Below are 18,732 nucleotides of genomic sequence, written 5' to 3' on the forward strand. Positions count from 1 at the left end.
GCCAAATGCACAGAATAAAAGAAACCGCCCTTTAACAACATGGAAGTGGTTGATGAATCAACTACAATCCATAAGTTAAAGAAGCGGTTTTCTTGTCCTCATGCCAGAGCAACCTGGTATCCATGTGTCTCAATCCATATATTCGTTCAGTTTCTGTACATCGCAGATGGTAATCTCACGTGTACCTTTGATATGAATAATCCCCAGCTGTTCAAATTTTCCGAATTTTCGGCTGATCGTTTCACGAGTGACACCCACATAATTAGCCATCTCTTCGCGTGAAAGGGGGAGATTTATTTTAATATAGGAGCCGTCCGGCTTGCCGTATTTGTGTCCGAGTTCGAGAATCATGTAGGCGATACGGATTTCCGGGTCTTTGGTAGCCAGGCTTTGAGCCAGGTTTTCGGTATGTGCCAAGCGTTTGGTAATCGTTTTGAGCAGCCTCAAAGAGATATCGGGATTGTTGCGGATCAACTCCTCCATATCATCTTTGGTAAGCATACAAATATCAGTATCCTTTAAGGCGTACGCACTAAAATTGCTCAACTCGTCGTTATTAAATATATTCAACTCACCAAAAAAATCGCCAGTTGTCAGAATGTGCAGAATTTGTTCTTTGCCCTGAGGTGTCATCTTCAGCAGCTTAACATGCCCGCTTTTAATAATGTACAGCGTATCGGAAGCCTGTTCCTCGACAATCAAGGCCTCGCCTTTCTGATATTTTCGGTGCCGGATCATAGAGCTAACCTTACACAAATCTTCGCAGGACAAAGAGGAAAAGATAGGCACTTTGCGGGCACAGGGCTCCTGTTCGCACTGGCAGGGGCAGGACATCTCATTCACATTCATTCACTCCATTCATCAACCGGAAACTAAAAAGTATAGCGTGTTCTTGTTATTCTGTATCATCTATAGGGGCAAAATGGCTTTGATCCTCACCGCAGACTGGACAAACCCAGTCTTCCGGAAGGTCTTCGAACGCTGTACCTGGCATAACGTCTTCATCAGGGTCACCCATAGCAGGATCATAAACGTATCCACAGGGCTGACATACATATTTTTTCATCTTTAGTTCTCCTTGTCATCCAAAATTTTTGTAAGCTCTGGTGCATCCGGACTGAGTCCTTGGATAATGGCTGCTTTATATGGAAGTGAAGCGAGAGCATCCCCAAAGCCGATCACACCGCAGATAGAGCCGTTTTGTATGAACATACGTGTATAAGAAACTTGATTTTCACGGGTCAGGCTGGTGTCACAGACTTGTTCGTCTACCAGACCGATGGAAAACAAGGGGCTTTCATAGCTGTTGGACAGGGTGACAGGAAGAGGACGCTGGTAAGCTGTGGAGGTACCCGCCATATTAGTGCCTGCTACTTTCCCTTGCTCCATAGCACTTTCCCATAATCCATCTACTCTATTGTGGAACTCGGCTACATCACCTGCCGCATATATATGGGCAGAGCTGGTCTCCATCTGCGCATTCACCAGAATGCCTTGTCCAATATCAAGGCCGATTTGGCGAGCAAGCTCCGTATTAGGTACAATTCCGATAGAGTACACGACATGTTCGCAGGGAATAACAGTGCCGTCCTGCAGTTCTACGCCCTCTACATGATCTGTGCCTGTAATACGCTTTACGCCTTGCCCAAGGCACACCTGGGTACCCTGTTCGATAACTCGGCGGGTCAAAATAGCGGATGCCTTTTCATCTAGCTGGCGAGGCATAAGCCGTTGCGAAGCTTCCAGAATGGTAACGGTATATCCGGCTTGCTGGAAGGACCAGGCGGTTTCTACACCCTGAATACCACCGCCGATGATACATATCCGGTCTCCTTGTCGCAATTCCGTTTTAAGTCTGTCTGCATCTTGTCGAAACCGAATATTGTGAACGTTCCTTAGTGAAGCTCCGTCCAGCACAAGCTTACGGTTGTGGGCTCCTGTACACAGCAGCAGCTTGTCATAAGCAACGGTTTGCCCGTTGGCTGTTTCGATGGTGCAGTCCTCTGCGTGTATCGCCGTGATCTTTACGCCGGAATACACATGAATCCGTTGACTGGCAAACCACTTTTCCTTTTTGATCAGGATTTTGTCGCTGTGCAAGTCAGTGAATAGTGCCTTCGAAAGCTTGACTCTGTTATATGGAAGGGAGGACTCTTCCCCGTAAATAGAAATTTCTGCTAGCTCATCATGATCTCTAATCGCTTTTGCCGCGTTGACAGCGGCCACGCCCCCTCCGATGATAACGTAATGTTGGTTATCCATTCGGCATCTCTCCTATTCCCTCTAAGCTTCCTGTGCTCAAATAACACTAAGCAGCAGATCTGAGACAAATTCAGCGGCATTTTTAATTTTTTTCACTTTTTCAACTTCTGTAGGAGAGAAGCGAATGCGTACTGGGAATTCCACATGCGTCATACCCGTTGACTTGATTACATCTGAAGTGCTTTGGACTTTCATATTAGTACCGTTCAAGTAATCCTGTACGACTTCAATGGCTTCACCGCTCCAGCCGTAGGAACCAAAGGCGGCAGCAAGCTTACCTTCCAAATTCATCTTTTGCATTTTTTGCAGCAGATCTTCCAATTTGCCTGTCATGTCGGCATATTTGGTAGAGCTGCCGACGAAAACAGCATCCGCTGAGGTAATACTATTTAATATCTCGGTTTCATCCGCTTTATCTACATCCCATAACTCCACCTTAATTTGGTTCTCCAAAAAGCAATCTCTCAGGATGTTTGCCACTTTTTTAGTATTATTTTTTAAGGTGGCATAAATAATCGCTACTTTTTTATCATCCTTGGTTTCGGTGCTCATCGATGCGTACAAATCAATAAATTTGGCAATATCATGTCGGATCGCGAAGCCGTGGGAAGGAGCAATCATCTCAATATCCAAGTCAGATACAGCTTCGATTAATGTACGCACATATCTGCGATGAGGATGAATAATAGCCTGATAATATCCGATAAAATCCTCGGTGATATCAAAGCCGGCCTCATCGGCAAATAGATGTTCTACAGCCACGTGTGTGCTGAAAATATCGCAAGGGAACAAGATTTTGTCTTCGATGCAATACGTAATCATAGTTTCTTCTGTATGGAGATAAGGTGTTTCCTTGAACAGCAGTGTCTTGCCTCCAATATCCAGTTGATCCCCGTCCTTGATGACGAGGAAATTCCGATGCTGGAGCTTGTACATCTGCTGAATTTCCGGAACGGCAATCTCCGTGCAGACAATTGTGGCGTTTGCTGCCTTGGAAGCAAGTGCCGCTAACCCGCCGGAGTGATCCGGTTCCGTATGATTGACGATTATATATTGAATATCCAACGGGTCGATTAATTCCGCTACAGCTTCTGCAAATTCTCTGCCGAACGCCATATCTACGGTATCTACAATAGTTGGTTTTCCTGTTTTCAGCAGATATGCATTATATGTTGTACCCTTTGATAGTAGAAGACGATGAAAGGGGACCTCACGATTATCAATTTTTCCTACCCAATAAATATCCTTTGCCAGCTTAAATCCTGGTTTCATAGGAATAACCTCCTGCTTTTTTGGTTTGTCTGATACAATTCGATTTTAGTTGGATGTGATGATGAAAAAGATGATTGAAATCAAATTTTTGAATATTTCAAAGTATTTATGACTTAAATTTATGTTTGTGATCGCAATCACAAGACGAGCGTAATAATCAAATACAATAAGACTATATAGGCCCAATCCAATTACAAACAGGAGAGTGAATCTACATGAAAAAATCAAACCTCATTCAATTTCAGGAATATAAAGAAGCTGCATTTACAAAACGAATTGTGCATAAGGAAGCCGACAATGTCATTTTTATTCTCAACTTCACCCCTAATGCTGAGCTACCAACACATAATCATCCAGGAGCGAATGTATATTTGCTTGTTCTGGAAGGAAGCGGTACTGTAACTGTAAATGGTGAAGAAACGGAAGTTGTCCAAGGGGATATGATCCATATTACCGGAGATGAGCACTTTTCCTATCGTGGTAGTGCGGAAGCGAATTCCAGCCTGCATGTGGTGTTGACCAAAACGCCAAGTGAAAGCTATGCACAAAATATATAAAGTATAGAAATTGCAAGAAGAGGAGCTGCAGTCCAAACATACAAAAGCCGCTTGGTCATTTAGACCAGGCGGCTTTTGTATTGGAGAGTCACACCCCGGAATACGCTATAAACCGGCTGTCTAGCGGGATTACTGTACCTGTGACAGCGCTGAATGTCTAAGCCACAGTAGGTCACGGTTGTGTTCAGTGAGGAAGAAGCTGGGGGCAATAGTTTTCACGCTTTGGAGCGACCTTATGATGAAATCCCGTCTGTACAAATGGCTTCCGAAGTGCCACAATACGTTTTAAAGGCCATTTTTCTCCAGCTGGAATATCGTGCAAGGCTCGTGAAGTAGTTAACCCCAATAAAATGACGTTTCATCGAAAGGAGGAAGCAGGTTATGAAGCTGCATCGAGCCATTGTAGTGGATGATGAAATTTTCACCCGCAAAGGGCTGATTCAACTTGTCGATTGGGAAATCTGTGGCTTTGAAATCGTGGGTGAAGCTGATAACGGTGAGGATGCGCTGGAGCTAATCAGTCGTCTTCATCCAGACCTGATCATTACCGATATTCGTATGCCTGTGCTGGATGGATTAGAGCTGATTCGATCTGTACTCGAACGGAGTACCCAACATCCTGCTTTTATTATCATGAGCGGCTACAGTGATTTTGCTTATGCGCAGCAGGCACTCCGCTATGGAGTTCATGATTTTATACTTAAGCCGGTTGATGATGAGGACTTTTCGGCTACACTGCGCAAGCTGAGTGAAAGATTGCACCGAGAACAACAGAACGCGCAGCGATATCAGAACCACCTTATAGGCGGGCTGCTAGAGACGATGATGATGAACCCAGTGGATGATGCAGTGGTGACACATTGGGAGCAACAGTTGCGGCTTGGAGAAGCCACGTATATGTACTATGTACTCGTCGAGCTGAACGATCAGCATCCTTGGCACTCCGGTGACGATGGCGTCATGCTATCACTTTTCCAGTTCAGGGAGCTTATAGAGCAAGCGCTTCATCGTTTAATGGACGGCAAGTACCCTCTCTATGTCCATGAGCATCGTAACCGGATTGGTCTTATCGTACCGGACTTCTTTTTAGAGTGTTTTGAAGCCAAGGTGGAAGTTTTTATGAAAGCGCTACAACAGGAGATAGAGGGGATGGAGTCACTAAAAGACCGGTTGGGAAGTCGGGTGTTCGTTTATGCGGGAAGTCCTGTGAATCAGTTGCGAGATATCCAGCAGTCCTATGCCAGTGCAAAAGAAGCAGTGCTCCATAAATACATTCATGACCATAGTGGTATTGTTGTCTATCTGCCGGGGGAAATGCCACCCCTCCACTATAGGACCATTCGTCAGGACGTACTGGATGGCTTGACAGAGCAGGTCGAGGAACTCCAATTGGAAGAGCTGCGTGCGACCGTAGATTATTTATTTAGCAGCTTTCGGGAAGAGCATTATGCCCCTGAGGCTATGAAAATGAACCTGCATCAATGCGTTCTTAGTATCGTGCGGGTCATTCAAAACATGCAGGGAAATGAGCGCTCAATTCAGTCACTGGAACCGATGATCAACTGGCAGGATATGAATCTGTCGCTGGGTGAACTCCAGCGATTGTTTACAGCCTTTGCCGAGGAAAGTGGAAAATATATTGGGATGCTGCGCAAGGAATGTCAGCAGGGAGGAATCCAGCATATCCGTGCTTACATTGAGCAGCATGCTGACGAGAATATAAGTCTGAAAAGTATTGCGGCCCGCTTTTACATGAATCCGGTATACCTCGGTCAATTGTTCAGAAAAACATACGGGGTGTACTTTAACGAATTCCTGCTGAAATTACGCATTCAGGAGGCGAAACGCCTGCTACGGCAGACGGATCTGCGTATATATGAAATTGCGGAGCGCGTGGGCTTCGGCAGTTCAGACTATTTTGTGACTCAGTTTGAAAAGCTGGCGCACGTCACGCCAAGTGAATACCGCAATAGCCTGAGTGTTGGGTACGAGCCAGAGAGGTCCGGCGAATGAAGAGGCTGAGAACTATCCTGGATCATATACGGCTGCGAGATAAAATGCTGCTGCTTTATTTCCTCTGTGTTTTTACACCTATAGTGCTGACCAATCTGATCTTTTACCATGTTACCTCGCAAAATGTGAAGGAACAGCGTATTCAGGATATTACGCGCGCACTGGAACAAATTAAAATTGAATTTCACCGGGAATTTGAAGATGCGATGGAAATCTCGTCTATCTTTTATACCGATTATCGACTCAATGAGGTGTTGGAAGAAACATATCCCCACCCTGCTGACTATATTGCTGTTTATGACTCTTATTTACGTCGTATCTTAAACAATACGTACAGCCCTGTGTACCAATCCGTAGGTGGAATTACGATCTACACTGATAATTCAACGCTGCTGAATTCCGGGGGAATCAGCTTTATAGATGAGAGGGTCAAAAGCTTCCCCTGGTATACCCAAATCCCGCCTGGACGCCAGTCCAAGCCTATATTTGTCCGTACCGACGACAGTACCGACGAGCAGACACACCCCTTCAGCCTGATTCGACGGATGAACTACTTTTATTCCCCAAGTGGTCGTGAAAAAATACTAAAAATAGAGCTGCGAATGTCGTCCATTCGGGAGATTTTCAATAACCTGAATTTACAGGGGAGTCTCTTCCTGCTTAACGAACGGGGAGAAATTGAATACACAAATGATCCCAAGGTGGATATAAACCATAAAAGCGTGGCCTATAGTACCCTCAAGCTGCCCGAGAACACCATGGAGTTCAAGACTAGTTATGTGCTTACGAATAATCTGAACGGCTGGAGCATTGTGGCCGCAGTATCAAGGGATGAAGTGCTGTATGAAATGCAGGAACCTCGCAATTTTGCGCTCTTGTTAACCTGTGTGAATATGCTGCTGCCCACCTTGATCATTATTTGGATTACACGTTCGCTGAACGTGCGGCTTCATCGCATTTTGAAACATGTGAAAAAGGTGAAAAATCAGCATTTTGAACTCATTCCAGGTATGGAGTCGAGTGATGAAATCGGACAGCTAACAGGTGAATTTAATCGGATGACGCTGAGAATCAAACGACTGATTAACGATGTTTATATGGCCGATATTCAGCGAAAAAATCTGGAGATTCAGCGTAGACATGCCCAGCTGAATGCACTTCACAGCCAGATCAACCCCCATTTTCTGTTCAATGCGCTGGAGACGATTCGCATGCGAAGCCTGATGAAGCATGAGGATGAGACAGCCCGCATTATTCATAACATGGCACGGATTTTCCGCAATTCGCTGGTGTGGAACAAGGATCGAGTTACTTTGCGGGACGAGTTGGAGTTGATCCGTTGTTTTCTGGAAATCCAACAATATCGCTTTGGTGAGCGAATACAGTACGATGTACAGGCGCGCTCTGAAGACTTGGACAATCTGATTCCCAAAATGGTCGTACTGACGCTGGTTGAAAATGCAAGTATCCACGGCATTGAGCCGCTAAAGCATGGGGGACGCATTGAGATTCTTTTTGAGCATGAGGAAGGACGACTGATTCTAACGGTTCGGGATGATGGGGTTGGCATGTCTGTGGAACAGGTGCAGCGCTTATATGGTTACATGCAAAGGCAGGAAGAAATGGGTGAGCGTATAGGTCTGCAAAATGTCATCTATCGTCTAAAACTTTACTACGGGAAACGCTTTGAGCTCGCCATTCGCAGTGCACCCGGCGAAGGTACGGAGATTCGCATAATGATTCCTGCGGATCGGGACCTATAGTTTCCTAAGTAACACCTTTAGATTGACAGGTGAACAAACTGAACGGCATTTTATAAAATGAAAGTGCTTACAATTTAGGGTGCGCGGGATTCTCGTTGTTCAAGGGGCGTGCGCATGATATTCACACACAATCGACAAAAGAGGCCGAAAGGGGAAGGTCTGGCATGACAAGCAAAAGGTTCGGAATCATCAGTCTGGTAATGGTTATGATGGCATCTATGATCACTGCTTGCTCAGGGAGCTCGGATAAGGAGCCTGCGTCGGGAGATAGCAAGGAGAAGGTCACGTTCACGTATTTTAATGCCACGGCGGGAAGAGACATTAATACCAATGAAACGCGGATCGGAAAAGTTTTGGAAGATCAGACCGGCGTGAACTGGAAGCTGGAGCATTTGGTAGGGGATTCGAATACGAAGATTGGCACGTTTATTGCAAGCAACGATTACCCGGACGTAATTGTACCGGATGGGACGATTGATAAACTGCTGGATGCCGGGGCTTTTATTCCCCTGAATGATTTGATCGACAAATATGGGCCAAATATCAAGCGTGTATACGGACCCTACTACAACCTGATGAAAGCGGAGGATGGGAATATCTATTTCCTGCCGTTTAGCGCGGTGGTCGGCGATTATTTGTCTGCTCCTAACATAGAGCAGGGAGCTTTTTGGATACAGCGCAGAGTGTTGAAGGAGGCGGGATATCCAAAAATAAAAACGTTAGATGAGTACTTGGATCTGATTCGGAACTATACGAAAAAGCATGCAGACGAGGGATTAACCGGGTACTTGGCGCTAACCACGCAGGATAGGTTTTATGCGCTTACGAATGCGCCGATGCATCTGGCAGGCTATCCCAACGATGGCGGCACAATTATTGATATGAAAACACACCAGGCGACGGATTATGGAGATAAGGACATCACTAAACGGTACCTGAAAGAGCTAAATCAGCTTAACGCAGAGGGCCTGTTCGATAAATCGTCCTTTGTGGACAATTACGATCAATATTTGGCGAAGCTGACCTCGGGCAAGGTGCTGGGCTTTTTCGATTACCGCTGGCAGGCAGGGCAGGCTCTAAATAACCTGCAGGAGGCTTCCAAGCGATCGGGTAATGATGATCTGGAATATGTAGGGCTGCCTGTTGTATACGACCGGAATATAAAGGATCAGTATCTTGATCCGTCGTCATTTGTTAATAACCGAGGCATTGGAATTACAGTCAGTGCCAAGGACCCGGTACGTATTATCAAATTTTTCAACAATCTGCTGACCGACGAAAACCAAGTGTTATCCAACTGGGGGATCAAAGGTGAAACCTATGATGTAGATAAAAATGGGCGCTTTTATCGGACCAAGGAGCAAATTAAAAAGACGGGTGAGGATGCGTTCCGTGACTCATTTGGGTTCAAATATTTTGAATACAGCTGGCCGCGATACGGTAACGGTTCTTCCTTGCCCGACGGCAACTCGGCTAGCCCCGGACGGCAGCCTGAGGTTGCGCGTATGTCGTATACCGAAGGTGATAAAAAGCTGCTAAAAGCAAACGGTGTAGAGTCCTTCTCGCAGATGTTTTCCGCACCTGACGAACGTCCATGGTTCCCAGCCTGGAGCATTCAGGTTGCCCAAGGCTCACCAGCGCAGATCTTTCAGCAAAAAAAAGGAGACCTGCAGCGCAAATATTTCCCGCGCTTGGTGCTGTCTGCACCGGCACAGTTTGATGCCATTTGGAATGAATACACCACCGAGTTTAACAAGCTGGATGTGAAGGCTTTTGAGGAACTGATCACGAAGGAGGTTGCCAAAAAAGTCAAGACGGTCGGGAAAAAATAAAGGAGGAAGCAGCTATGAGCTACACGTCACCGCCACCTGTTACGACCTCCTCGGGTCGTTTGCCGTCCTCACGGCGAACCGGCTTTAGGGGATTTATACACAAGCTGAACCAGCAGCGTGCACTCGTATGGATGTCCGTCCCTTTTTTAATCTGGCTGTTTATATTTAAATATTTACCTCTGTGGGGCTGGACGATTGCTTTCCAGGATTTTAAGCCTGCCCGCAAGCTGCTTGACCAGCATTGGGTCGGGTTGAAGCATTTCCGTTTTCTGTTTCAGGATGAACACTTTCTGCGGGTGATGCGCAATACGCTGGCGATGAGCTTTATTAACCTGGTGCTGGGCTTTGTCACCGCTATAGCATTGGCGATTTTGCTGAATGAGCTTCGCCAGCTCGTATTTAAACGGGTGGTTCAGACGATCAGCTATTTGCCACACTTTATTTCTTGGGTGGTCGCGGCCAGCATCATTAGTACTGCACTGTCTGCGGACGGCGGTATCATCAATGAGGTGCTGATGTGGCTTGGGCTGATTAAGGAACCTATTCTGTGGTTAGGTGAGGGAAGCTACTTTTGGGGTATTCTCGGTGCGTCGGAGGTATGGAAAAATGTCGGCTGGAATACCATCATTTATTTGGCCGCGATGACCATGATTGATCCCTCGCAGTATGAAGCGGCCGAGATAGACGGAGCAGGACGGTTTCAGCGGATTTGGCATGTGACATTACCAGGATTAAAGCCTGTATTTATCATCCTGCTCATTATGAACATTGGCAACCTGCTCGAATCAGGCTTTGAACCTCAATATTTACTGGGCAACGGCATGAACGTGGATTACTCGGAAAATTTGGATATTTTCGTACTGAAATATGGTATCCAGATGGGGAACTTTTCGCTTTCCATTGCTGCCGGAATGTTCAAAACGGTGGTTAGCTTCATACTGTTGTTTAGCGCCAATTATATTGCGAAGCGGTTAGGGGAGGAGAGGTTGTTCTAAAAAAAGAGTGAGTTTCTGGGGAGGGCTCGTTGTCGCTTCGCGTGCAGATTGTTCTTCTGAACGCTCCGCTTCTTCAGAACAATTCCGCCCGCTCCGCTACTACCCGCCGTAAAGTCACTTTTTTTAAGAACTGAGGGTAGTGGCAGGGAAGAGCTTAAGAAAGGCGCGTGACTCGCGCCTCCTTGTAATAACTGCGTCATGATGGTTGGCTCAGCTTCGCTATCGCCATTAGAGGATGTCTTTGGGAATGGGCTATTCGAGGCGATAGCAGGAGTGCGTGCTTATGCATACTACAGGTGCAAGTCTGTGGATTTTTAACAGGCCGCTTCGCGGACCTCATCAAGACCTTAAGTGCTGGGCTAGGCGATGTTTTAGAAAGGAGAGGAAGTCATGGGCAAAGGGAAGGCCGTACATGGGCGATTTCGGGCGCCCTCGGATCGGATTTTTGATGCGTGCAATGTTGTGTTTATGCTGTGCCTAATGGTGTTCACGCTGTATCCATTTTTAAATACGTTGGCGGTTTCATTAAATGAAGCGAATGACTCCATTCGGGGTGGGATTTATTTGTGGCCGCGTGAATTCACGTGGAGTAATTATGAATTTGTATTCAAGGAAGCGACGATTTTCCATGCTACGTTGATTTCTGTATTACGTACGGTCGCGGGTACAGTGACCTCGGTGTTTTGCTGCGCGATGGTGGCGTATACGATCAGCCGGCCGGAATATGTGCTGCGCAAATTTGTTTCGATTGCCTTTATTTTGACGATGTATTTTAGCGGTGGTTTGATCCCCAATTTTCTCTTAATTCGTGAGCTTGGGATGCTGGGAACCTTTTGGGTGTACATCGTACCGGGGTTAATCGGGGTGTTTAATGTCATAGTCATTCGCTCCTTTATTGAGGGCTTGCCAGAGGGGATTTTGGAGTCGGCGCGTATTGACGGTGCTGGGGAGTTTGCTACTTTTATGCGTATCGTTTTGCCACTGTGTGTGCCGGTGCTGGCAACGGTGTCGTTGTTCACGGCGGTCTCGCAATGGAATTCATGGTTCGATGTATTTTTGTACAATTCGTCGTATGAGCAGTGGAGCACACTCCAATATGAGCTGATGAAAATTTTGCAAAATTCCAATACGTCCGTTAACGCTCAGGATTATGCCAGCCAGTTTTCAGGGTCAGAAAATCTGGCGAAGGCGGTTACGCCTACCTCTATTCGTGCCACGATGACGATTGTCGCCTCAGTTCCTATTATTTTAGTCTATCCGTTTTTACAAAAATACTTTGTGAAGGGTATGACCTTGGGAGGCGTGAAAGGATAGTAGATATTTTACATTTATTCTAGGAGCCACTTTTAATCCGCAAGTAACTGAAATCCATGGGTGCCAAATACGAATTCAAAAATTTGAGTGCAGGAGGGATTGCTTTGCGGTCAGGTTGGTATACGCCTTTTTGTCTGGTGCTGGCTGGAGTGCTGTTGTTATCGCCTATCGGATGGTGGGGAATATCTGTAGCGAAAGCAGCTCCATCTGTGGAACATTCTCCGTCGGTTTCGAACACGGTGCTATCGGCAGGGAAGATCATTGGAGCGTATGGATTTGAGCAAGGAAACAGTGACGGCTGGAAGCCACGGGGAGCTTATACCCAAATTGCATCCGTCACGGAAGTGGCATATGGCGGTACGCACAGTCTGAAGGCAACCGCTCGTACGGCGGCTTGGAATGGAGCAGAGTTAGATGTGAAGCCACTGTTGCTGCCGGATGTGGAGTATGAAATTAGCGGATATGTGAAACTGGACGGCAATGCTGCAATTCCAAGCGTGCTTAAGTTTACGATGGAGCAGCAGCCGACAGGCGGGACTACAGCATGGAAGACCCTAGCTCAGACGGAGACAACAGATACATCGTGGATCAAACTCCAGGGGAGATATACGTTTACCGGGGAGATGAATGCATTGAAGCTGTATGTGGAGAACTCGAATTCTGCTCAGGCTTACTACGTGGATGAGGTGGAAATCAGGCAGGTTTCAGTAACACCAACAAATCCTACAAGTGGGATCGTATCCGGATTCGAAGACGGTACAGCCCAAGGATGGGTATCCCGCTTGGGAGACGAGACCGTGCAGGTCTCGAATGCCGATGCACGGACCGGCTCATACAGTCTGCTGACAACGGGCAGACAAAAGGCATATGCCGGACCCAAGCTGGACGTGACTGCCATAATGCAAAAAGGCAACCGATATACGGTCAGTGCCTGGGTGAAGCTGGCTCCGGGTGAGCAACCTGCTAAGGTGAGGCTCAGTGCACAGCGTGATTACCAAGGTCAAAGTGCATATGAAACGGTTGTAGGCAATACGGCTGTCACGACAGGGGGATGGGTGTATTTGTCTGGTACGTATACGCTCGCACATGATGCAGATACCGTTTCTATGTACCTGGAATCGCCAGAAGGGACGTCTTCCTTTTATATGGATGATTTCGAATTGTCGCTGGTGCCGCCGCTGGCGATTGAAAAGGACATACCTGCTTTGCATGGATTATATCAGGGACAGTTCAGCATCGGCACAGCGATTGAGGCTTTCCAGACCAAAGGGGCTTACGGAGAACTGGTACAGAAGCATTTTAACAGCGTCGTTGCAGGGAATGCGATGAAGCCTGTCTCCTTGCAACCATCTGAGGGACAGTTTCATTGGGAGGAAGCAGACCAAATTGTGCAATTTTCCAGACAGCACGGATTGGAAATCCGTTTCCATACCTTAGTGTGGCATAACCAGACCGGAGATTGGATGTTTAAGGACAAAAATGGACAGCCGATGACGCCGACTGCTGAGAATAAAAAGCTTTTGCTGGACCGCCTGGAGACGCATATTCGCGCCGTTGCGGCCCGGTATAAAAATGTCATTACCGATTGGGATGTGGTAAATGAGGTCATTGATCCTGATCAGCCGGACGGCATGCGCCGCAGCAAGTGGTATCAGATTACAGGAACCGATTATATTGAAAAAGCGTTCCGTGTCACGAGGGAGGTGGCAGGGCCGAACGCGCGATTGTTCATTAACGATTACAATACCCATGAACCGAAGAAACGCGATTTTCTGTACAATCTGGTGCGTGATTTGCTTGCCAAAGGCGTACCTATTGACGGCGTAGGTCACCAATCGCATATCCGCTTGGAGTTTCCTACCATAGCCGAAATTGAGCAATCCATCGAAAAGTTTGCTTCACTTGGGCTGGATAATCAGATCACGGAGCTGGATATGGGCCTTTACTCTAATGATACGGATCGCTACGAAACGATCCCTGAAGCCATGCTGATTCGGCAGGCTCATCGTTATCAGGCGCTGTTCGATATGTTTACACGACAGCAGGACCATATCAGCAATGTGACCATTTGGGGGACAGATGATGGCAATACGTGGCTCAGTACGTTCCCGATTGCCCGGTTGGATAAGCCGCTGCTGTTCGATGAACGGTTAAAGGCCAAATATGCATATTGGGCGCTGGTGGATCCATCCAAAGTGCCGCCGCTACCAGCAGGGAGTAACGAATAAATGATTTGAGACAGAGGAGTAGAGCTGTTCAAAAGGAGAGCTGAAGCTATGGCTACCTTGCGCTATACGAATCCGGTTGTCCCCGGATTTTATCCTGATCCGAGCGTGGTACGTGTCGGAGAGGATTATTACATGGCGACAAGCTCATTTGAATACATGCCGGGGTTGCCGATTTTTCATAGCCGAAACCTGACCGATTGGCGGCAGATCGGGCATGCATTAAATCGGCGCAGTCAAATTGATTTGTCCACACGGAAGAGCTCAGAAGGTATATATGCGCCCACATTGCGCTATCATCAGGGTGTATTCTACCTGATTACGACAGATGTGATGGGGATAGGCAATTTTTATATTACGTCTGTGAACCCTGTGGGACCTTGGTCTGATCCGATCCGTATTCCTTACGGAAATATAGATCCGTCCCTGCTATTTGATGACGACGGGAAAGTGTATGTTACCGTACAATCCGGGGCAGATGCCGAGTCGCATATTATTCAGTACGAACTGGATATTGCTACAGGCCAGGCATTGACCGAGCCTGTGGCTATTGCTCATGGAGATGGCGGCGTATGGACCGAAGGGCCGCATCTGTATCACATCGGTAGTCGTTATTACCTGCTGTGCGCCTGTGGCGGCACGGGGCGTGATCATCGTACGCTCGTGTATCGGGCCAATAGCCCGTATGGTCCGTTTGAACGGATGAAAGAGCCCATGCTCACGCATAACGCTCTCCCTGCGCATCCGATTCAGAACACAGGCCATGCCGAACTGGTTGAGGACACTCGGGGGGACTGGTGGGCTTTTTTCCTGGGCGTCCGTCCGGTGGTGGATGCCCGGCCTGTGGATGATCGCATAGAGGTCATGCTTCAGACCGAAACAGCTGCTCAGTCGTATAGCGTGCTCGGACGCGAAACCTTTCTGGCACCTGTCCGCTGGACAACGGACGGGTGGCCTATGGCTGACAACAATGCAGGCATGGTGCAATTGCACATGTCTGTAGACCGTCAGCCGTTCGGTCTGGCGGAGCAGGCTTGCTCGCCTGCTTCTACGCTGCTCGCGTCTGCCAAGCGTCATAGCTGGCGCGATGACTTTGATGGTCAGCGGCTGGACTGCCGCTGGGCTGCTCCGCGCAGGCTGTGCGAAGCCTGCATCAGCTTGGAGGCACGTCCCGGCTGGCTGATGCTCGCCGGCAATCGCCATACGCTGCTGGACGAGGCGCCGAGCGTCTTCCTCGGTACCCGGCTGCGGCATCATCAGGTCGCCGTCCGCAGTCGGCTTTATTTTCAACCACAGCAGAAAGATGAAGAAGCCGGCCTTGCAGTACGGCTTAATGAGCGCGGTCACTTTACGCTGGGTATTCGCCGGGCTGGCGAAGGCGATTTGCTTGCTGTAGTGGTCTCGGTCGCAGATCAGGGGAAATCAACTGAATGGGCCTCCGTGCCTCTGTTGGCAGCTCCAGATATACAAAGCGGTGAAGGTGTGGAGCTTCGAATCCTATCCGATACGTATCATTTTGCCTTATCCTATGCAGCACGTCCCGGCAATTGGGTATCACTCGCCAGGATTCCGGCCTATGTGGTTTCACCTGAACGCAATGGCGGATTTACTGGAGCTTTGGTCGGCATGTATGCTACATCGAATGGGGCCGTGAAGGAAGCAGCATCCTTTGCCGCGACTCCCGCATACTTTCAATATTTCTGCTACGATGGCCTATAAGCCGAACTTGAAGAATAAATATCCAAACTTGTGCAGACAAGAGAATCACCTCATTTAATACAAAAAAAAGCAGGCTGCTTACATGCTCGGACATGTAAGCAGCCTGCCTTGTTATCGCAAAGGAAAAAGCAGTTTTATTCCAAGTTGGCGTGTTGACCATACATGGATTCGGAGGTCAGTTTGCGCAGCTTCATCGTTCTGAGCACCAACGCATCGCCATACAGCAGCAGAGTTTGCTCAAACAGTGAGCCCATGGGCTGAATGGTCTGGTAATCCTTGTTGGAAGGGTCCTTGGGCGCGCCGGGCAGCTTGACGATGATATCGGCCAGTTTGCCGATGGTAGACTCGGGGGAAGTGGTAAGCACCGCCAGTGAGGCCCCGAGTTTCTTCGCTTTGTCTGCCATGGAGACTAAGCTTTTGGTTTCACCAGAGCCTGAACCGATAATCAGCAGATCTCCCTCGCTCAAGCCAGGGGTTACGGTTTCCCCAACTACGTAAGCTTGAACCCCCATATGCATCAACCGCATGGCCAGCGAGCGAATCATGAACCCTGAGCGCCCCGCTCCTGCTACGAATACCTTATTCGCAGCAGCGATGGAGTGGATCAACTGTTCTGATTCGGTATCGCTGATTAGCTGTGGAACGAATTGCAGCTCCTTGATGACCTCAGATAAATATTGAGAGGTTTCCATTGGATTAACCTTGTTTGATGAGCTGCTGCATTTGCGAAGCTACAGCCTTTTTGTCGTCTTCGCCAGTGATACCGCCGCCTACGATAACCAGATCCGGTTGAGCTTTTACCACTTCAGCCAATGTACTCAGCTTGATGCCGCCAGCTACGGCTGTTTTGGAGTTTTTTACGACTTTTTTGACGGTTTGCAGTGCTTCGAACGGACTTTGACCTTCCGCTTGCAGATCGTAGCCTGTATGCACACAGATGTAGTCAACGCCTAAAGCGTCGATTTCTTTCGCACGTTGCTCCAGGTTTTTAACACCGATCATGTCCACCAGGATTTTTTTTCCGCCTTGTTTCTTAGCTTCTTCTACAGCACCTTTGATCGTTGCATCTTCAGCTACAGCCAAAATCGTCACGATATCTGCACCAGCCTCGGAAGCTTTTAGCACTTCATAGCCCCCTGCGTCCATAACTTTCAGGTCAGCCAGTACTTTTAGATTGGGAAATGCTTCTTTCATTGCTTTTACAGCATGAAGTCCTTCATTGATGACAATCGGCGTACCGATTTCTACGATATCAATATACGATTCTACTTCTTTTACCAGTGCGATACCTTGCGGGATATCTACCAAGTCTAAAGCCAATTGAAGTTCCATGTTATTAACTTCACTCCTTAAGTGAATTTGTATTTTGGTGAATAGGTACATGCTTTGTTGAGTCGTACTTATACTTTGTTTTCATGCACAGGTTTGATTGTAAGGCCCCGGTATTCGGTTGAAAAGTACGCACTAATTCGTAACGTAGTTACCCTGACGATACTATAGACCATGAAAACCACCCATATGAGAGCCAATATTTTGTCTTCTTTAGCATTATTTCGATAATGAAAATCATCTATTCGTAACCAGTAAAATATACACATCCATGTCAGGTTGCAAAAGTATGAATGTACCGATAATTGAATTGACTTCAAGTTAGGTTTTGACTATATTTGTAATATACTGGTATGCAAAAAAAGGGAGTCTAACAGCATAACTACCCTGAAGAATAGCCACTAGGCTAGGGGTGACTTTAATTTTCAGGATAGGGAGGCGGGGTTTAGTGGAAGAGGTCCTGAACCAAAGGGAAGCTATTTATTTGTTGTCGGACAGCCACGCGCTCGATAAAGCTTGCGAGTTGTTTAGAATCAGCTATACGTGTAATGATTGGGATGAAGCGAACAAGGTTGCGGATTATCTGCATTCGTTGGCTGAAAGCCTGTATCACACCCAACTGAGAAATGCTGCAGACGGCAAGTACGAGACATTGAACGCCAAACACCCGCTGGTGTTTTATTATGCTTACAGCTATCTAGCGAAATCGATTTATTATCAGAATATGGGCCAGTATGAGGAAGCCAGAGATTATATTATGAAGTATAGCGAAATGGGTTGGTTTATGGGGCTGGATCAAAGCGGTCACGAAGAAGTAGAGAGATTCCGTTTTCTCGCCAAGGCCAATTTATATACGATTGATTTACTTTCGGGGAAGAAGGAACTTTTACCAGAATATGTTCAGTTTCTTCACGACAATGACGAGGAGCTACTCCCGGGATTGGTTGGTATTGCTGAAGCAGCTAACTTGAACAATTGGGATATTGACGACCTGCTGAACGAGTTTGCCGATGATATTGAGATATTTGAAGGTTATGAAGATAGAGCCAACCGCGTATATTATTTAAAACTGGTCAACCAATTAGCTATTTACCAGTTGAAAAAGAAACAGTACATCGTTGCCTTGAATTATATCCTTGTTTCTCTGCAATTCTCTATTGGTGTAGAAGCCAATACTGATTTTAGGACACTGGTTGCACTGTTCGAGACTTATCGAGATTTGGCAACCCTGTCGCAGCAAGAGCAATACCAAACCATTTTATTAAGGGGGCTTCATAATGAAAAAGGCATTAATCTCGATAACTATGGTCTTAGCGTTTCTTAGTGTTGCTCTTCCGGTAGGAAATACATTGGGGCAGTTAGACCCCGTGTATCCTTCGAATCATGGTGTTTTTTCTTATACTGCTTGAGTTTAGATTTGGATTGTTAGACCCAGTAGGGATTTTGTAAAT

General features: G+C 47.1%; 16 protein-coding genes. 10 read left to right on the plus strand and 6 right to left on the minus strand.

Going from position 1 to position 18,732, the window contains the following annotated elements; translation table 11 throughout:
• Positions 1 to 129 precede the first annotated feature (129 nt).
• The 4 genes from KSP24_RS04460 to KSP24_RS04475 form a co-directional block, all read right to left on the minus strand.
• Positions 130 to 834 carry a Crp/Fnr family transcriptional regulator gene (locus tag KSP24_RS04460; RefSeq protein ID WP_031462455.1) on the minus strand — a complete coding sequence of 235 codons (705 nt, stop codon included), beginning with the start codon at positions 832 to 834 and terminating at the stop codon, positions 130 to 132.
• Between the two features lie 61 nt (positions 835 to 895).
• On the minus strand, positions 896 to 1,066 hold the full coding sequence (gene rd, locus KSP24_RS04465; protein WP_064797632.1) for a rubredoxin: 171 nt from the start codon (positions 1,064 to 1,066) through the stop codon (positions 896 to 898).
• A gap of 2 nt (positions 1,067 to 1,068) precedes the next feature.
• A complete protein-coding gene (locus tag KSP24_RS04470; protein ID WP_216974569.1) occupies positions 1,069 to 2,262 on the minus strand; it encodes an NAD(P)/FAD-dependent oxidoreductase in 1,194 nt (397 codons plus the stop codon).
• 36 nt (positions 2,263 to 2,298) lie between these two features.
• Positions 2,299 to 3,534: an FprA family A-type flavoprotein gene (locus tag KSP24_RS04475; protein ID WP_164964389.1), complete on the minus strand. Its 1,236-nt coding sequence runs from the start codon at positions 3,532 to 3,534 to the stop codon at positions 2,299 to 2,301.
• A gap of 215 nt (positions 3,535 to 3,749) precedes the next feature.
• Here KSP24_RS04475 and KSP24_RS04480 point away from each other — a divergent pair, with 215 nt between their 5' ends.
• The 9 genes from KSP24_RS04480 to KSP24_RS04520 all read left to right on the plus strand — a co-directional run bounded on the left by KSP24_RS04480 (position 3,750) and on the right by KSP24_RS04520 (position 15,952).
• Positions 3,750 to 4,091, plus strand: coding sequence for a cupin domain-containing protein (locus KSP24_RS04480; RefSeq protein WP_013373671.1), 342 nt, complete (start codon positions 3,750 to 3,752; stop codon positions 4,089 to 4,091).
• A gap of 180 nt (positions 4,092 to 4,271) precedes the next feature.
• On the plus strand, positions 4,272 to 4,427 hold the full coding sequence (locus KSP24_RS04485) for a hypothetical protein (protein WP_013373670.1): 156 nt from the start codon (positions 4,272 to 4,274) through the stop codon (positions 4,425 to 4,427).
• Between the two features lie 45 nt (positions 4,428 to 4,472).
• On the plus strand, positions 4,473 to 6,104 hold the full coding sequence (locus tag KSP24_RS04490) for a response regulator (RefSeq protein WP_216974570.1): 1,632 nt from the start codon (positions 4,473 to 4,475) through the stop codon (positions 6,102 to 6,104).
• The gene (locus KSP24_RS04495) at positions 6,101 to 7,867 is read left to right on the plus strand and encodes a sensor histidine kinase (protein ID WP_025676667.1); all 1,767 of its coding nucleotides are present in this window, start codon (positions 6,101 to 6,103) and stop codon (positions 7,865 to 7,867) included. The genes KSP24_RS04490 and KSP24_RS04495 overlap by 4 nt, the downstream gene beginning before the upstream one ends.
• Positions 7,868 to 8,031: 164 nt before the next feature.
• Entirely contained in the window at positions 8,032 to 9,699 is a 1,668-nt protein-coding gene (locus KSP24_RS04500) for an ABC transporter substrate-binding protein (RefSeq protein ID WP_216974571.1), read from the plus strand.
• A gap of 14 nt (positions 9,700 to 9,713) precedes the next feature.
• Positions 9,714 to 10,694: an ABC transporter permease gene (locus KSP24_RS04505; RefSeq protein ID WP_090737753.1), complete on the plus strand. Its 981-nt coding sequence runs from the start codon at positions 9,714 to 9,716 to the stop codon at positions 10,692 to 10,694.
• Positions 10,695 to 11,084: 390 nt separating this feature from the next.
• On the plus strand, positions 11,085 to 12,008 hold the full coding sequence (locus KSP24_RS04510) for a carbohydrate ABC transporter permease (RefSeq protein ID WP_013373661.1): 924 nt from the start codon (positions 11,085 to 11,087) through the stop codon (positions 12,006 to 12,008).
• 104 nt (positions 12,009 to 12,112) lie between these two features.
• Positions 12,113 to 14,236 carry an endo-1,4-beta-xylanase gene (locus KSP24_RS04515; RefSeq protein ID WP_216974572.1) on the plus strand — a complete coding sequence of 708 codons (2,124 nt, stop codon included), beginning with the start codon at positions 12,113 to 12,115 and terminating at the stop codon, positions 14,234 to 14,236.
• A 48-nt stretch (positions 14,237 to 14,284) separates the two neighbouring features.
• On the plus strand, positions 14,285 to 15,952 hold the full coding sequence (locus tag KSP24_RS04520; RefSeq protein ID WP_216974573.1) for a glycoside hydrolase family 43 protein: 1,668 nt from the start codon (positions 14,285 to 14,287) through the stop codon (positions 15,950 to 15,952).
• 134 nt (positions 15,953 to 16,086) lie between these two features.
• On the opposite strand, the gene hxlB is transcribed toward KSP24_RS04520, so the two are convergent.
• Together hxlB and hxlA are read right to left on the minus strand one after the other, a co-directional pair.
• Positions 16,087 to 16,644, minus strand: coding sequence for a 6-phospho-3-hexuloisomerase (gene hxlB / locus KSP24_RS04525; protein ID WP_064962743.1), 558 nt, complete (start codon positions 16,642 to 16,644; stop codon positions 16,087 to 16,089).
• Between the two features lie 4 nt (positions 16,645 to 16,648).
• Entirely contained in the window at positions 16,649 to 17,284 is a 636-nt protein-coding gene (hxlA, locus tag KSP24_RS04530; RefSeq protein ID WP_013312540.1) for a 3-hexulose-6-phosphate synthase, read from the minus strand.
• A 445-nt stretch (positions 17,285 to 17,729) separates the two neighbouring features.
• On the opposite strand from hxlA, the gene KSP24_RS04535 reads away from it, so the two are divergent.
• Entirely contained in the window at positions 17,730 to 18,605 is an 876-nt protein-coding gene (locus KSP24_RS04535) for a hypothetical protein (protein WP_013373658.1), read from the plus strand.
• Positions 18,606 to 18,732: the final 127 nt, after the last annotated feature.

Source organism: Paenibacillus sp. AK121, from assembly GCF_019042715.1.
Taxonomy (GTDB): Bacteria; Bacillota; Bacilli; order Paenibacillales; family Paenibacillaceae; genus Paenibacillus; species Paenibacillus polymyxa_C.

Bases quoted from the DNA above. Each gene is read 5' to 3' on its own strand.
- KSP24_RS04460 (WP_031462455.1), bottom strand. From the start codon at position 834: ATGTCCTGCCCCTGCCAGTGCGAACAGGAGCCCTGTGCCCGCAAAGTG.
- rd (WP_064797632.1), bottom strand. From the start codon at position 1,066: ATGAAAAAATATGTATGTCAGCCCTGTGGATACGTTTATGATCCTGCT.
- KSP24_RS04470 (WP_216974569.1), bottom strand. From the start codon at position 2,262: ATGGATAACCAACATTACGTTATCATCGGAGGGGGCGTGGCCGCTGTC.
- KSP24_RS04475 (WP_164964389.1), bottom strand. From the start codon at position 3,534: ATGAAACCAGGATTTAAGCTGGCAAAGGATATTTATTGGGTAGGAAAA.
- KSP24_RS04480 (WP_013373671.1), top strand. From the start codon at position 3,750: ATGAAAAAATCAAACCTCATTCAATTTCAGGAATATAAAGAAGCTGCA.
- KSP24_RS04490 (WP_216974570.1), top strand. From the start codon at position 4,473: ATGAAGCTGCATCGAGCCATTGTAGTGGATGATGAAATTTTCACCCGC.
- KSP24_RS04495 (WP_025676667.1), top strand. From the start codon at position 6,101: ATGAAGAGGCTGAGAACTATCCTGGATCATATACGGCTGCGAGATAAA.
- KSP24_RS04500 (WP_216974571.1), top strand. From the start codon at position 8,032: ATGACAAGCAAAAGGTTCGGAATCATCAGTCTGGTAATGGTTATGATG.
- KSP24_RS04505 (WP_090737753.1), top strand. From the start codon at position 9,714: ATGAGCTACACGTCACCGCCACCTGTTACGACCTCCTCGGGTCGTTTG.
- KSP24_RS04510 (WP_013373661.1), top strand. From the start codon at position 11,085: ATGGGCAAAGGGAAGGCCGTACATGGGCGATTTCGGGCGCCCTCGGAT.
- KSP24_RS04520 (WP_216974573.1), top strand. From the start codon at position 14,285: ATGGCTACCTTGCGCTATACGAATCCGGTTGTCCCCGGATTTTATCCT.
- hxlB (WP_064962743.1), bottom strand. From the start codon at position 16,644: ATGGAAACCTCTCAATATTTATCTGAGGTCATCAAGGAGCTGCAATTC.
- hxlA (WP_013312540.1), bottom strand. From the start codon at position 17,284: ATGGAACTTCAATTGGCTTTAGACTTGGTAGATATCCCGCAAGGTATC.